Origin of the sequence: Arcanobacterium ihumii, from assembly GCF_900604515.1 — a bacterium.
In the GTDB taxonomy this organism is placed as follows: Bacteria; Actinomycetota; Actinomycetes; order Actinomycetales; family Actinomycetaceae; genus Arcanobacterium_A; species Arcanobacterium_A ihumii.
Genome location: NZ_UWOS01000003.1, coordinates 57,979 through 72,674, shown reverse-complemented (window position 1 = coordinate 72,674; position 14,696 = coordinate 57,979). Strand labels below are relative to the sequence as shown.

Sequence of the window (14,696 nt, the reverse complement as noted above, 5' to 3'; positions counted from 1 at the left end):
AAGTGGATATGCCACGGACCGTTGTTTCCTTGCGAATTGAGAGTACATTGAAAGAATTTTCCATCAAACAGATTGCTGGAATAGTCCTAGCTATCGCTGGAATCCTCATTGCTGTCGTTACGATTGTTACCACGATTTTCCGTGATTCTGACTCAGTGGTGTCTTTAACTGTCCCGGCATCTCATGACTCAACGTTAGTCTTTACCTCTCCCGGTGTGCTCAATTTAGGAAATGAAAAGGTGAGTATCGATATTGAAGCTCCAGATGAAACCATTGTTTGGGGAATCGGAAACTCTAACGACGTTAAGGCTTACGTTGGCAACTCAACCGCAATAGAGGTTGAGGGTTTCGAGACTTGGGATAAGGCTAAGCTAAAAAATCACGAGGGAAAGCCGGAAGCTATCGCCTCGGATAAAGATCGTGCGGCAAAGGGAGAATTTGATATTTCCCAATCTGACCTATGGGTAGAATCTGGCAAATCCGAAGGAAAAGCACATGTCGATTTCAGCCTTCCACAGGGTCTTGACCGTTCTCTAGTGGTTAGCACCCTTTCTGGGAAGACGCCGAAGGTTACGCTTTCGTGGTCTGGGGCGCAGAGCTCAAGTAGCCCGATCCCTTGGGTATTCATAGGCGTTTTGGTTGCATTAGTGGGAGGCTTCCTGCTTCTTGGTGATAGCCAAGACCGAGCACGACTTAAAGAACTGCGTGAGCGTCAGATTCGTCGTCGTGAACAAAAACAGAAATTTGCCGAGGCTCAAACATCGATCCTGCCAGCATTTAAGGGTGACATTGCAAGTCCTGAAACTGATCGGGAGTTGCAGATTCGCCATACCGATCGAGCACTTGGCGCGATTATTATCCCAGGAACTTTGCGTTCACAGACTTTGCGTTCGCGTGAATTAAATAGCCAAGACCGAGTACTTCTCAAGGTCGTTGAGCTTGAGGAACAAGAGGATAAAGAATTAATTGATTCTCTACCTGGATCGGCTGGAGCTACTTTGCTCAAGTCTGGTGAAGTTGAAGGTAACACTATTGAAGGCGCATCGGAGGAATCAGCCGAGTCGGTCGAAGATAAAAAAGACGAGTACTGGAAGTCTTTATGGACCTTTGCTCACAGAACAGATGGAAATGAAAGCGGTTCGAAGAATGCATAAAAAGAAAATATTTGCCTGTGTAGTTACCGCTATGCTTGCGTTGTCGGCCTGTTCTGCGAACCTTGAACCTCCTGCACCTTCAGCATCTAAGGCGGTTGAGATCATCATTTCTGAAGATTCATACAAGAAAATAGCCGGTGAGGTGAAGAAAAATGTTGCCGAGGCGGATGCTGCCCTTGACGTCAATAAACTTGGGAATCGGTTTGGTGAACCGATTCGCCAATACCGCGAGGCACGTTACCGATTGAAGAAGATTCTGGGTGACGGCTACAAGATGCCTCCCGTCGTCGTAGACGAAAAAGCAGTTCCTGTGTCCTCGGGCGCGGCATTTCCTCGTACTCTAATGACGGTTGCCGCTCCAACTGAACAGCAGAACCTGCCATCTTTGACGGTGTGGTCACAAACAGATGCGCGTGCGCAATATCAGCTGTGGGGGCAGGTTCAGATCTTCCCAGATGCTCAAGCTCCTAAGCTGAAGGCGAGCCTCTCGAACCAGACGGGTAAACTTGTGGATGACCCCACCAAGTTTGCAGTGGATCCAAACTCGGTGATCAACGGTTATGTTGAGTACAACAAGAGTCGCCAGATCACGTCGATTCCTTTTTCTGCCGGAGATCCGCTTTTTACTCAGATTTCTAAGCAACAAGACAGCTTAGCTCAGGCGATTGCAGATAACGGTACTGTTCAGACGAACTTTGCTCCTGGCTCGCATGGAATCCAAGCGGTTTCAACTGAGGACGGTGGCTTGTTGATCGTTAACGAAATGGCTTACAGCCTTTACCTGAATAAAACGAAGCCGGGTGCCATCGTCAAACTGCGAAGTGATATCGGTGCGATGTTCAGTCAAGACGCAAACAATGCAGTGGTTGACGTAGATAAGCCGGTTGTTGCACAGTATTCGGTGCTGGTGGCGTTCTATGTTCCGCCAAAGGACGCTAAAGATAAGACGGTGAAGGTATTGGGAGCTTCTGTACCCACTTTGCTCGCTGTAACGAAAGAAGGTTAATTCGTGAACGAAGGATTTTCTGTAAGCTCATTGCGAGGCGCTGTTGATCTATCCGCATTGCGTTCAACTCCAACTACATCGGTCACCGGTACTTCTCGTGGTACTGGCGTAACTGATGCTGGAGGATCGGAAGGAGTAGCTGAGGCAACACCGACGACGGTTTCGGGACCTTTCATCGTTGAGGTTACGTCCAAGAACATTGAGCAGATCCTTAAAAACTCGATGCATTTGCCGGTGATATTTGTTTTCCACTCAGATCGTTCTGAAAACTCACAAACCTTGGTCACTCAGCTTTCAGAGATTGCAAAGAACTTGCGGGGGCGTGTGCAGGTTGGATTAATTTCGACAGATTCAGAACGCGAGCTAACTTCGATGTTCGGAATTACCGGTGTACCTGCGACGGTTGCTGTGCTGCAAGGACAACCAATTCCACTTTTCCAAGGTTTGCCTGCACGTGAAGAAATCGACAATACCGTTTCGAAGTTGCTCGAAGCTGCCACTGGCTACGGGATCACCGGGGTGCTAGATGGGCAAGATTCCGATGTGGAACCTGAACCTGAGCTACCTCCACTGCACCAAGAGGGTCAAACCGCGCTACACAATGGAGACCTAGAAGGAGCTCACGCCGCTTTTTCTCAAGCTTTGAAAGAAAATCCAGGCGATAGTGATGCACTTACTTCCTTGCGCCAGGTTGAGCTTATGCAGCGAGTTAATTTCATCAATCCGGAAGGCAGCTCAGAAGGAGCCCAAGCTGTGTTGGAGGCTGCTAGGGATTGCTCGCTGAGAGAGATCGATAAGCATCTGAATGCGGCGGATGTAGAAACGGCCTATGGGCGGCCGGATGCGGCTTTTGGGCGGTTGCTCGATGTTATCCGTGATACCGATGGGGAAGCACGAGAAACTGTTCGAAAGCGCCTAATTGAGTTATTCGACGTGGTAGGTATCCATACAGAATTAGTTAAGACCGCCCGTAAAGCTTTGACTAACGCTCTATTCTAGCGTCTTGAAAAAGAACTTTGACCTTGAGGTAACCAGTTCTCTGTGCGGATTTTCGTTGTGGTTCATGCTCTTCGACTGGGCATGAACCACAATTTTATTTGCTTTGTGCTAAGCCAGTTGACTCGCGGACGATGAGCTCAGGTGCAAACTTCATTGGGTTGCTTATGGTGGTGCGATCGTTGATCATTGAAAGTAAGGTAGTGACGGCAGCTCCACAGATTGCCTTAACCGGTTGGCGAAGGGTAGTTAGCGGTGGATGCGTGAAAGCGATAAATGGGGAATCGTCGTATCCCACGACCGAGATATCGCGTGGCACATCGAGTCCAACGGAGTGACAATAGCGGATTACTCCAAGAGCCATGACGTCTGAAGCACAGATGATTGCGGTGCAGCCTTGAGCAATGAGCTCCTGAGCGGCTGCATACCCACCTTCGACTGTAAACAAAGTATTTGCTTGAGGTGCAGAAGTATCTGGGAGAAGAGCCTTCATAGCGTCTTTAAAGGCATCTGATTTTGCCTGAGCGGGGAGAAAGCGAAGCTGACCGGTTGCCAGTCCTATTCGTGAATGGCCTTGGGAGATGAGGTGGCGCAGGGCTTGATTAACTGCTGAGGCATCGTCGGCAGAGAAATCGGGAGCATCTAGATTGGGATTATGGCCGTTAATCGTAACGTAGGGGATATTGCGTGCTCTGATTCGGTGGTAGCGATCGAGACTAGCGGTACTGTCTGCGTGGAGACCGGATACGAAGATAAATCCAGCAACGTGTTGTTCGAGCATTGCGTCTATGTATGCATCTTCGGTACTTCCGCCTGCTTCGTGTGCTCCCAAGAGGGGAGTGTAGTCGTACATGACCATCGAGGCTTGGAGATATTGAGCAAAAATTGGGAAGATTGGGTTTGTGAGTTCTGGAAGAACTAGGCCGATCAATCCGCCATTGCGCTCGCGCAGACGCTCGGGGCGTTCGTAGCCCAGCAGGTCAAGAGCGGTTAATACTGCTTGCCGAGTTTCTAATGCCACGGAATTTTTGTCGTTTAATACGCGCGAAACTGTAGCCGTTGAAACATCTGCTTGTTTCGCCACATCTGCAAGGCGAATTCGGTTAGCCATGAGATCTTCTTTCGACTTTGAATTGATGGCACTTTAACTAAGTCTCGATTTAGAAACTCACCTTTAACTATAGCGTTTTCAGAAAAATATTGCGATTTTTGCAATTTTTTGCAGAGCGATAAAAGGTGGGTGGCGGTTCCCGATGCTCCGAAGCAATCGATGGGAACCGCCACCCACCTCAATCAAGGCTTGAAGATTTTTACATCTCTTCAGGTTCGAGATACACCACGCCATAAGGAGGAAGCTGCATAATGGCCGAATACGGGCGTCCGTTCCAAGCCGTTTCGTTTGCTTCGACTCTGCCCATATTTCCGACGCCGGAGCCGCCGAATTCCTTTGCATCGGAATTGAAGATTTCTTTCCAACCGCCGAGCCTTGGAAGTCCAACTCGATAGTCGTTGTGTGGAACCCCAGCGAAGTTGCAAATAACTGCTACGACTTCGGATCCATCAGCGGATTTACGGAGATAAGAAAGAACGTTGTGATCACCGTCAGAAACGTCAATCCACTCAAAGCCAGAGTTTTTGAAATCATCTGACCATAGTGCCGGATGCTCCTTATAAACGTCGTTCAGCGCTTTGACACACTGCATAACGCCATCGTGTGCGGGGTTATCGGTGAGCCACCAATCCAGGCCATGTCCATCGCTCCACTCATCGATCTGAGCAAATTCTTGACCCATGAAGAGCAACTGCTTGCCAGGGTGAGACCACTGATATCCAAACAGAAGTCGAACCCCTGCAAGCTTTTGCCAATGATCACCAGGCATCTTGGAGTACAAAGATCCCTTACCGTGCACGACCTCGTCATGAGAAATTGGTAGGAGGAACTGCTCGGAGAACGCATAAACCAAAGAGAAAGTGAGTTCGCCATGATGCCAGCGGCGGTTAATAGGATTTTCCTGCAGGTAACGAAGGGTGTCATTCATCCAGCCCATGTTCCACTTCAAGCCGTAACCAAGTCCGCCATTTTCGGTTAGACCCGTGACTCCTCCCCAAGAGGTAGACTCTTCAGCGATCATCATAATACCCGGTTGAATACGGTATGCAGTGGCATTTGCCTCTTGGATAAACGAAATTGCTTCTAGGTTTTCACGTCCGCCGTAAATATTTGGCTGCCACTTTCCGGCTTCGCGTGAGTAGTCCAAGTAAAGCATCGAAGCAACAGCATCAACGCGAATGCCATCAATGTGGAATTCTTCCAACCAATAAAGGGCATTCGCCACCAAGAAGTTACGAACCTCGTTTCGACCAAAGTTGAAGACGTAAGTTCCCCAGTCAGGCTGTTCTCCGCGCAAAGGGTTGGGATCCTCGTAGAGTGGCGTACCATCGAAGCGAGCGAGTGCCCAAGAATCTTTAGGGAAGTGGGCCGGAACCCAGTCCATAATGACGCCGATTCCAGCTTTATGGAGTTCATCAATGAGGTATCGGAAGTCGTCTGGGCTTCCGAAACGAGAAGTAGGGGCGTAGTAGGACGTTACCTGGTATCCCCAAGAAGGACCAAATGGATGCTCAGCAACCGGCATGAATTCAACGTGCGTAAAGCCCAAGTGCTTAACGTGTTCGATGAGTTGCTCAGCGATTTCTCGGTAACTTAAACCGGTGCGCCAAGATCCCAAGTGAACTTCGTAAATTGAAACCGGACCCGAATGTGGGTCAGTTTCTGCACGCGACTTCATCCACTTGGCATCATCCCACTCGAAGTCAGATTCGGTGATGATCGATGCCGTTGATGGCGGTACCTCCGTGCGACGAGCCATCGGATCAGCCTTTTGATGCCACGAGCCATCCTGATAACGAATTTCGAACTTGTAGCGTGCTCCTGCCTGGGCACCTGGAATAAATAGTTCCCAGACCCCAGTTGAACCCAGGGCGCGCATTGAAGCACCAACACCATTCCAGCCGTTGAAATCACCGACAACGCGAACTGCACGTGCATTTGGTGCCCAAACACTGAAACTTGTACCGTGTACTGTTCCTAGTTCGGTAGTGTATTCGCGAGTGTGAGCTCCAAGCATCTCCCAGAGCCGTTCGTGGCGACCTTCCCGGAAAAGGTGTTCATCCATGCTACCGATGGTGGGGAGAAACCGGTATCCGTCGTCGGAAATTTGAGGCTCATCACCGTAGGTTGCACTCACTCGATAATCAGGCACGTCAGCACCTGGAATAACCGCTACCCACACTCCGTTTGCTTCGTGTACGGCCGAAAATTCCCCATCTGCAGTCACGATCGACACTGCATCAGCGAGTTGTCGAATCACGCGGACTGTGACGTTTTCTCCGTCCGAGTGCGGACCGAGCACATCGTGTGGTGCGTGGTAACTTCCTTCAGACACTGCCTCAAGAAGTTCTGGAGCGACGGTAATAGCGTTCAGTTTCATGGTTTAAGTCTCCCATGTTTCGGAGTTCAACGTAACGAATTTACGCTGGTAGATTTACGCGAAACGAAAATATCTTTGACTGCTTGGACAGGAATTGTAAGCCAGCGTGGCCGATACGTAGCTTCATAGACGACTTCGTAAAGTGCTTTTTCAAGGATAAGAGCTCCGAGCAGGAGTTCTTCCTCGTTAGAAAGTGCCCCGTAACCACTCATAAACAATGCTTGCGCATTTTTCGCCCAAGCCCGCGCTACGTTTTCAGGTTTCCCATTAAGAACGACGGCGCCTGCAGCATAGTCGAAGGAACGTAACATCCCGGCTACATCGCGCAGCGATAAATCGCTTTGTGAACGCTGGAAGAGCGGCCGAAGTGGTTCACCTTCAAAATCCACTGCTCTCCAGCCAAGATGTGGAACGAACAGGACCTGTCCAAGGTGGTAGTCGCCGTGGACTCGTTGGAGGTCCGGCCAGTTGATATTCCTTGCGCGATCAAATAGCCCGAGAATCTCTGATCGATATTCAGCTAGCTCTGGTGCCGCTTCAATCGCCTCGTTACAACGGTCGACCCACGTAGAATAAATTTCTGCTTTTCGACCAGGCGTAGGTGCATCAGTTGGAAATAATTCGCGTAATTGGGAATGAAAATCTGCACTCAATGCCCCAAGTGAACGGATAAGGTTAGGGTCATTCGGTTCAGATGAAGGCGTATTCAATTCTGCCTGGAACATTTGCCATGCATCGACGCAGCCGCGAAGTAGCTCTTGACCCACCAATAAATCCGCGTAGCCTAAACCATGAGAAGCGCGAACACGTGCTGAACCGTAATGAAGTGGGACCGTGCGCGGATTCTGCCCTGCAAGAGCTGCTTGTAATTCAATATCGGGATTAGCCCCGATATTAACGATTCGAAGCAGTTTAACAATCAACCCTTCTGATCCATGAGAATCTGCTTCTTTAAATTCGTAGATGATAGAGGTGTTGGATTGCTCTGCATTGAGTCGATGAAAATTCTTCAACGCTGGTATCTTCGTAGAATTCTGCTTCGACGCAAGAGTTTCAATGCGTGGATCTATATGTGCCTCGTTTGCAAGGTCACCTAAGCAGCACCTAAGCAGTAATTCTTGCCCGTAAGGATCATCGGTAGCGTCCAATACACTCACCAAGGCGACTTGCTCCACGGTACTTGCCTGCGTAGCCAGTTCTGTTTTGGTAAATGACGACGACGCATTAGGCGGTAATGGTGCACAGATAGTCGCGATTCGTCCAAGCTTAGGTAGATTGCCGTCGTCTTGATGGTCCCAAACAGTGCCCGAGGCGAGTTGGGAACCTAGACGCAAAACTACTGGGACGAAGAATTGGGTGTCTCCGCTCGAAACAATAAGGAGCTTGGCGGCAGTATTTTCCGAGCCCCCGAGTGGGAACTCTTCGGTAATTACTGCCTCAGGAAAAGACTTATTGCCCGTAAACCACCGGGTCTTTGGCAACCATCGATTTAACTGTTCCACAAAGGAATCATCCGACTGTAAAACGCAGCGTGAAAGCGCGAGAGTTGCCATTAGAGTGACTCCTCAACCGGGGAATTAGGATCCGAATCCGAAATGGAAACCGGCTGAGATTCCGTCTGATGGACATCAGGTTCCGACTGAGAAATAACGAGCCAGTAGAAAGATCTACCTGGTAACGTCAGCGGATATGAACCATCAGCTGGAATAGTTGGGAAAGAATTACCTCCCGCAATATCAGCTACAGCTTTTCCTGCGTAAGCGCTGAGATCGAGGGTGGTTGCTACTGGAGTTTGGGACATATTCATCACGCACAAAATTGTTTGATGCGCATCTGAACGGACGAAACTAAGGATGGACTCGGCGTCGGCATTACAAAGAGTGAAACTACCGCTTCCTAATACCGGATAGGATTTACGCAACTCCAACAGGTTACGGACCCAGTGAAGCAAAGAAGATGGCTGTGATAGCTGGGACTCTACGTTAACTGACTGATGGTTAAATACGAGGGACTGAACCACCGGCAAGGTGAGCCGACCCGGGTCTGCAACGGAGAATCCTCCATTGCGATCCGGGGTCCATTGCATAGGTGTACGGACAGAATCTCGGTCATTGAGCCAAATATTATCGCCCATTCCAATCTCATCGCCGTAGTAGAGGCAAGGGGAACCAGGTAGAGATAGTAACAAAGCGTGCGCTAACTCGATTTCGGAACGAGAGTTACCTAATAGGGGTGCAAGACGGCGTCGGATACCCACATTGGCTCGCATTCGTGGATCTTCCGCGTACCAACTATACATGCGCTCGCGTTCTTCGGTTGAAACCATTTCGAGAGTGAGCTCATCATGGTTGCGTAAGAATGTTCCCCACTGAGTACCAGCGGGAATAGCCGGAGTTGCATTGAGAATATCGCGAATTGCAGTTGACCTTTGGTCACGCAAAGCGTAGAAAATCCGTGGCATTACGGGGAAGTGGAAGCACATATGGCATTCTGGAGCTTCGTCCGTTCCATAGTAAGCAACCACGTCTTCGGGCCACTGATTAGCTTCTGCAAGCAAAATCCTACCTGGAAATTCGGCGTCGATCATCGCGCGCAACTCAGCCAGGAAAGCATGTGTTTGTGGTAGGTTTTCGCAGTTCGTGCCCTCTTCTTCGAAAAGATAGGGAATTGCATCGAGTCGGAATCCATCGATGCCGAACTTGCACCAGAATCGAACGACATCTTTAATTACATCGCGCACAGCTGGATTTTCGTAATTCAAATCTGGCTGATGTGAAAAGAAACGATGCCAGAAATACTGACGGCGCTCTGCATCTAGGGTCCAATTCGATTCTTCCGTGTCAACGAAGATAACGCGTGCTTCAGCGTAGTCCTCGTTGGTATCACGCCAAACGTAGAAATCGCCATACGGACCATCAGGATTCTCGCGAGAGGCTTTAAACCACGGATGTTGGTCCGAGGTATGGTTGACAACCAGATCGATGATGATTCGGATACCACGTTGGTGAGCCTTTGTTACCAGCTCGGAAAAATCGGCAAGTGAGCCGTACTTCGGATCGACGTCGGTGTAATCCGAAATGTCATATCCTCCGTCGCGCATCGGTGAAGGATAGAATGGCGGAATCCACAAACAATCGATGCCCAACCACTGGAGATAATCTAATCGATCAATCAAACCACGCATGTCTCCAGTACCAGAACCAGTAGAATCGCTGAATGAGCGCAAAAGTACCTCATAGAAAACGGCGGTACGGAACCAATCGGGATCGTTGCTGAGACCAGCGCCGTCGTTCCCTAATCGCATAGCTAGGTTGGACTGAGCAGGGTGAGTTAAATTTGTGGCGGAAATCGTCATAAATTAAAGAACCTTTACGTTGAGGATGTGGGCTACTCGGCCGTGTGGATCTAGCCGGACATAAGGATGGTCGTTCCAAAGATAGGTTTCGTTCGAAAGTTCGTCGCGTACCTCCAAGACGGCACCTGCATCCCAGCGTGCTTGAGCACCCAATGCAGATAGGTCAAGGTTGATGGTGGCATCACGTGAAGCGTACGGGTCGAGGTTGATGACCACGATAACTGAGTCTTCGTGCCCGTTATTTTCTTCTGGCCGAATCGTCTTGCTGAAGCACAAGATTTTTTCGTTGGTAGTGGGGTGAATTGTTACGTTCCGAAGTCGCCTGAGAGAAGGGTGTTGGGCGCGAATTGCATTGAGATCACGCAACAATTTCGCAATTCCGTTGTGCTCCGCAGCCTGGTAGTTTCGTTCCTTGAATTCGTACTTTTCGTTGTCGATTTGTTCCTCTGCACCTGGACGGGCAATGTTCTCAGCTAATTCATAACCGGAATAGATTCCCCATGTTGGTGAACCCATTGCCGCTAAAATTGCTCGGATATGAAACGCTGGAATTCCTCCACGCTGCATATACGGTGTAAGGATATCGTGGGTGGTTGGCCAGAAAGCGGGGCGAATTCGCGAATCCGATTCTCGCGAAATCTCCTCGAGGTATTCCTCGATCTCTTCCTTTTCATTTCGCCAAGCAAAATAGGTATAGGACTGATGGAATCCGATCATGCCCAAGGTCTGCATCATCGGTGGCTGGGTAAACGCTTCCGCCAAGAAAATAACTTCGGGATGAGCTTGCCGGAAGTACCCCAGTAGTCGTTGCCAAAAATCCAATGGTTTGGTGTGCGGGTTATCTACTCGGAAAATTGTTACGCCATGAGAAACCCACAGTTCAAGCACCCGTTTGATCTCTTGATAGATCCCTTCCGGATCATTATCGAAATTCAGCGGATAAATATCTTGGTACTTCTTCGGTGGATTTTCGGCGTAGGCGATCGTACCGTCTGCGCGATTAGTAAACCATTGAGGATGTTCAGTAACCCATGGATGATCCGGGGAGCACTGTAGTGCAATATCTAATGCGACTTCCATTCCTAGTTCATGTGCACGGGCAGTGAAATCATCAAAATCGGCAAAGGTGCCGAGATCTGGGTGAATAGCGTCGTGTCCGCCATCTTTCGAGCCGATTGCATAAGGAGAACCTGGATCTTCAGGCTTCGCATCGAGGGTGTTGTTCTTACCCTTCCGGTTCGTTGTTCCAATTGGATGAACCGGAGTTAGATAGACGACGTCGAATCCCATTTCCGAGATACGGTCTAGTTCCTTAGTGGCTGTGGCAAGGGTTCCAGAAACCCACGTCATTGTTTTATGGTCAAAGTGGCATCCGGTGGTACGCGGGAAAATTTCGTACCACGAACCAACGAGGGCACGTTCTCGATCTGCGAAGAGTGGAAAGTGTGCGGATTCGGTGACGAAGTCACGTACAGGGAATTTTTCCAAAGCAGCGCTAACGTCACTGGAAGTAGCTACGCTCAAGCGTTCACTTGGAGTGAGTGAGGCATCCTTTACTGTAGTTAAAGCATCACTGAAGATACTGTAGTGAAGGTTCGATTCTGGGCAATTATCCTTTGCGCGCTTCAGCCACTGCTGTGCTTCGAGGAACACGAGGTCAATGTCAATACCCGCATCAACCTTGATTTGGGCATTATGAACCCAAGTTGCGACTGGATCTGACCAAGCCCGAATGAAGAACGAATAAGCTCCTGGTTTAGTTGGAGTTAACCAGCCTTCGTAGCGCCGTAATCCAGGCGCAACGTCCTTCATTGGAGCGGTTTGAACGACGTTGCCGTCAACATCTTCCAAAACACATTCGGCACCGAAGAGGTCGTGTCCCTCACGGAAAATAGTTGCCTGTACTGGAAATGATTCGTTGACGGTTGCCTTAGCCGGCCAAGCACCGTTTTCCAATGATGGTGAAACATCAATGATTGGAATTCGACCGATTTGGTAGAACGGTGCAACCTGCGGTTGCGTAGACGCAAGTTTAGACGTGCTCGCAGGTGACAATCCTGATGTGGACACAACCTTCCGATCGGCCGGTTTCGATTTCATAGCTTGTTTCTTCGCAATACTCACGTCTTCTAGTCTAATTGAATTGAGTTTTATCCGTTGGTGTTACTCCACCAGCAAACAAAGGCGACGACGCCGACCTCCATTAGGGGACCGGCGTCGTCGCTATACTATGCACTCCTAGGATCTACCTATTTGCATAGTTAGAAATGCTTGGACTAGATAGCGATTGGATCAATTTTCCAGACTTCGGTTGCGTAGTCGTTAATGGTGCGATCGGAGGAGAATCGTCCAGATTCCACGATATTTCGCCAACACTGCTTAGCCCACTGACGACGATCGGCAAAGTAATCTGATGCCATTTGATCGCGAGTCTTGCGGTAATCCGCAAAATCGCCAAGCACGTAGTAGATGTCGGCTGGTTCCCAGCCATTTGGCTCAAGCAGGGAGCCAAGCAGATCGTGGAAGGCTCCTGAACCATCGTCGTTCAAGGTGCCGTCGGTTAACGCATCCAAGACGCGTTTTAGTCCTGGAGTATTTTCCACAACAGAACGTGGATCATAGTTCTTCCGCAACTCGGGGAGGTCCTCTTCGAGTGCACCAAAGATATAGGCGTTCTCAGGTCCGACTGAATCAACAATTTCAACGTTTGCGCCATCCATGGTGCCGAGCGTAAGCGCACCATTCATCATGAACTTCATATTCGAGGTTCCTGATGCTTCTTTTCCAGCAGTCGAGATCTGCTCAGAAACATCGGCAGCCGGGATAATATGCTCCGCTGGGGAAACGTTATAGTTCTCCACAAACACAACCTTGATTACCTTGGATGCAATTGGATCGTTATTAACCAAATGACCGATTTCGTTGATGAGCTTGATGATTGCTTTGGCCCGGATATAACCTGGGGCTGCCTTTGCGCCGAAAATGAAGACGCGAGGAGCGAAATGTTGATCTGGATTTTCCTTGATTCGGAAGTACAAATCCAAGATATAGAGGGTATTCATAAGCTGGCGTTTGTATTCATGTAGACGTTTGATCTGAACGTCAAAAATAGCTTCCGGATCAATATCGATGCCCTGACGATCCTTGATCCACGCAGCAAAATCAATCTTATTCTGGTGTTTTATCTCGTTGAGTTCATCTAGCAATGCACTGTCGTCACTGCGCTCGCCGAGCTTGGAGAGCTCGTCAAGATTGCGCACCCAAGCATCCGATCCAAGTTCACGGGTAAGGAGTGCCGATAGGCGCGGGTTGCACTGGTTGAGCCAGCGACGTGGCGTCACACCATTCGTCTTGTTGTTGAATTTTTCTGGCCAGATGTCATACCAATCATGCAAAGTGTCCTTCTTGATGATTTCGGTATGCAAAGCGGCAACTCCGTTAATTGAGTATGCCGCGTAGCATGCAATCCATGCCATTCGAACTCGGTTGCCATCGATTGGCGCCATGTAATCGATCTTTCCAGGATGGAAGTTTGCCTCAGCAAGCTCAGCGCGGAAGCGACGATCGATTTCACGAATAATCTCAAGAATGCGAGGGAACAGTCTTTCGAAAATCGAAATCTCCCAGGTCTCGAGCGCTTCTGCAAGCACAGTGTGGTTCGTGTACGCAAAAGTTTGCGAAACGATTGCCCATGCGTCTTCCCAGTTCATCCCATGATCATCAAGCAAGATACGCATGAGTTCTGGGATCGCAAGAACGGGGTGGGTATCGTTTAGCTGAATGGAGTTGAATGCATCGAAATTTTCGACGCCGCCGCGTTCAGTGAGCTCGTTTTCAACGATTGCTTGCAGCGAAGCCGAACAGAAGAAGTATTGCTGGCGTACACGCAGAATCTTACCTTCGAACGTGGTGTCATTCGGATATAGGACGCGGCAAATATCGTTGACGCGCTCGCGTTCTACAATGGCATCGGTGAAACGCTGAGAGTTGAAGGCGTTGTAGTCGAAGTCTTCCATCGGTTCAGACTTCCACAGGCGCAGAGTATTAACATTCTTGGTTCCGTATCCGGTGATCGGCATATCATAGGGGATTGCCCGAACGGTGAGATCGTTATAACGAACGAGTTTTTGTTCTTCTTCACGGCGGATAACGAATGGATAGCCCTCTTCCATCCAGGCATCTGGCTTTTCTCCCTGGTAGCCGTTTTCGAAGAACTGCTTAAAGAGTCCGTAGCGGTAAAGGATTCCGTAACCGCGAACGGGAAGATTCAACGTTGCGCATGAATCCAAGAAGCATGCAGCAAGGCGTCCAAGACCGCCATTTCCAAGTGCGGCATCGTTTTCTGCTTCTAGAACATCAGTGAGGTTCTGATCGTAGGCTTCGAGTGCCGCCGTTGCCTCGTCTACCAACCCAAGGTTGTTGAGGTTGTTAAGGAGTGCACGTCCCATCAGGAACTCAGCGGAGAAGTAATGCTGCATTCGCCGTGCATTGTAAGTCTCTTCGCTACGCTCCCAGTTATCGGCAAGCATTGACACGATTGTGTTTGACATAGCAGCCCAGTACTCGAGTGAGGTAGCGGCGTGCGGGGTTCTACCGGAAACGGTTCGAACCTGCTGTCCCACTGACGTGGTGAAATCGACGTCTGTCATAAATCTTCCTTTTATAGGTTGAGCGAGATATCGCTTTCAGATCCT

Annotated in this window: 9 protein-coding genes; 3 read left to right on the top strand and 6 right to left on the bottom strand. The window is 49.4% G+C overall.

The features are described from left to right. The first annotated feature begins 8 nt into the window (after positions 1 to 8). The 3 genes from EIH22_RS07680 to EIH22_RS07670 are packed head-to-tail and all read left to right on the top strand — an operon-like array spanning position 9 to position 3,159. Positions 9 to 1,154 carry a hypothetical protein gene (locus tag EIH22_RS07680; RefSeq protein ID WP_124055235.1) on the top strand — a complete coding sequence of 382 codons (1,146 nt, stop codon included), beginning with the start codon at positions 9 to 11 and terminating at the stop codon, positions 1,152 to 1,154. After that, positions 1,147 to 2,160 carry a hypothetical protein gene (locus EIH22_RS07675; protein WP_124055234.1) on the top strand — a complete coding sequence of 338 codons (1,014 nt, stop codon included), beginning with the start codon at positions 1,147 to 1,149 and terminating at the stop codon, positions 2,158 to 2,160. Before EIH22_RS07680 ends, EIH22_RS07675 begins: the two co-directional genes overlap by 8 nt. 3 nt (positions 2,161 to 2,163) lie before the next feature. After that, the gene (locus EIH22_RS07670) at positions 2,164 to 3,159 is read left to right on the top strand and encodes a tetratricopeptide repeat protein (RefSeq protein WP_124055233.1); all 996 of its coding nucleotides are present in this window, start codon (positions 2,164 to 2,166) and stop codon (positions 3,157 to 3,159) included. Positions 3,160 to 3,253: 94 nt separating this feature from the next. Here EIH22_RS07670 and EIH22_RS07665 read toward each other — a convergent pair whose 3' ends face one another. The 6 genes from EIH22_RS07665 to EIH22_RS07640 form a co-directional block, all read right to left on the bottom strand. After that, positions 3,254 to 4,267: a LacI family DNA-binding transcriptional regulator gene (locus tag EIH22_RS07665; protein WP_124055232.1), complete on the bottom strand. Its 1,014-nt coding sequence runs from the start codon at positions 4,265 to 4,267 to the stop codon at positions 3,254 to 3,256. Between the two features lie 199 nt (positions 4,268 to 4,466). Beyond that, entirely contained in the window at positions 4,467 to 6,647 is a 2,181-nt protein-coding gene (gene glgB / locus EIH22_RS07660; RefSeq protein ID WP_124055231.1) for a 1,4-alpha-glucan branching protein GlgB, read from the bottom strand. A gap of 26 nt (positions 6,648 to 6,673) precedes the next feature. Further along, positions 6,674 to 8,200, bottom strand: coding sequence for a hypothetical protein (locus tag EIH22_RS07655; RefSeq protein WP_124055230.1), 1,527 nt, complete (start codon positions 8,198 to 8,200; stop codon positions 6,674 to 6,676). Further along, positions 8,200 to 9,951 (bottom strand): maltose alpha-D-glucosyltransferase, encoded by a 1,752-nt coding sequence (gene treS / locus EIH22_RS07650; protein ID WP_235001847.1) that lies wholly within the window; start codon positions 9,949 to 9,951, stop codon positions 8,200 to 8,202. Before treS ends, EIH22_RS07655 begins: the two co-directional genes overlap by 1 nt. A gap of 54 nt (positions 9,952 to 10,005) precedes the next feature. Beyond that, positions 10,006 to 12,102 carry a maltotransferase domain-containing protein gene (locus EIH22_RS07645; RefSeq protein ID WP_124055442.1) on the bottom strand — a complete coding sequence of 699 codons (2,097 nt, stop codon included), beginning with the start codon at positions 12,100 to 12,102 and terminating at the stop codon, positions 10,006 to 10,008. Between the two features lie 176 nt (positions 12,103 to 12,278). Continuing rightward, on the bottom strand, positions 12,279 to 14,651 hold the full coding sequence (locus tag EIH22_RS07640) for a glycogen/starch/alpha-glucan phosphorylase (protein ID WP_124055228.1): 2,373 nt from the start codon (positions 14,649 to 14,651) through the stop codon (positions 12,279 to 12,281). Positions 14,652 to 14,696 lie beyond the last annotated feature (45 nt).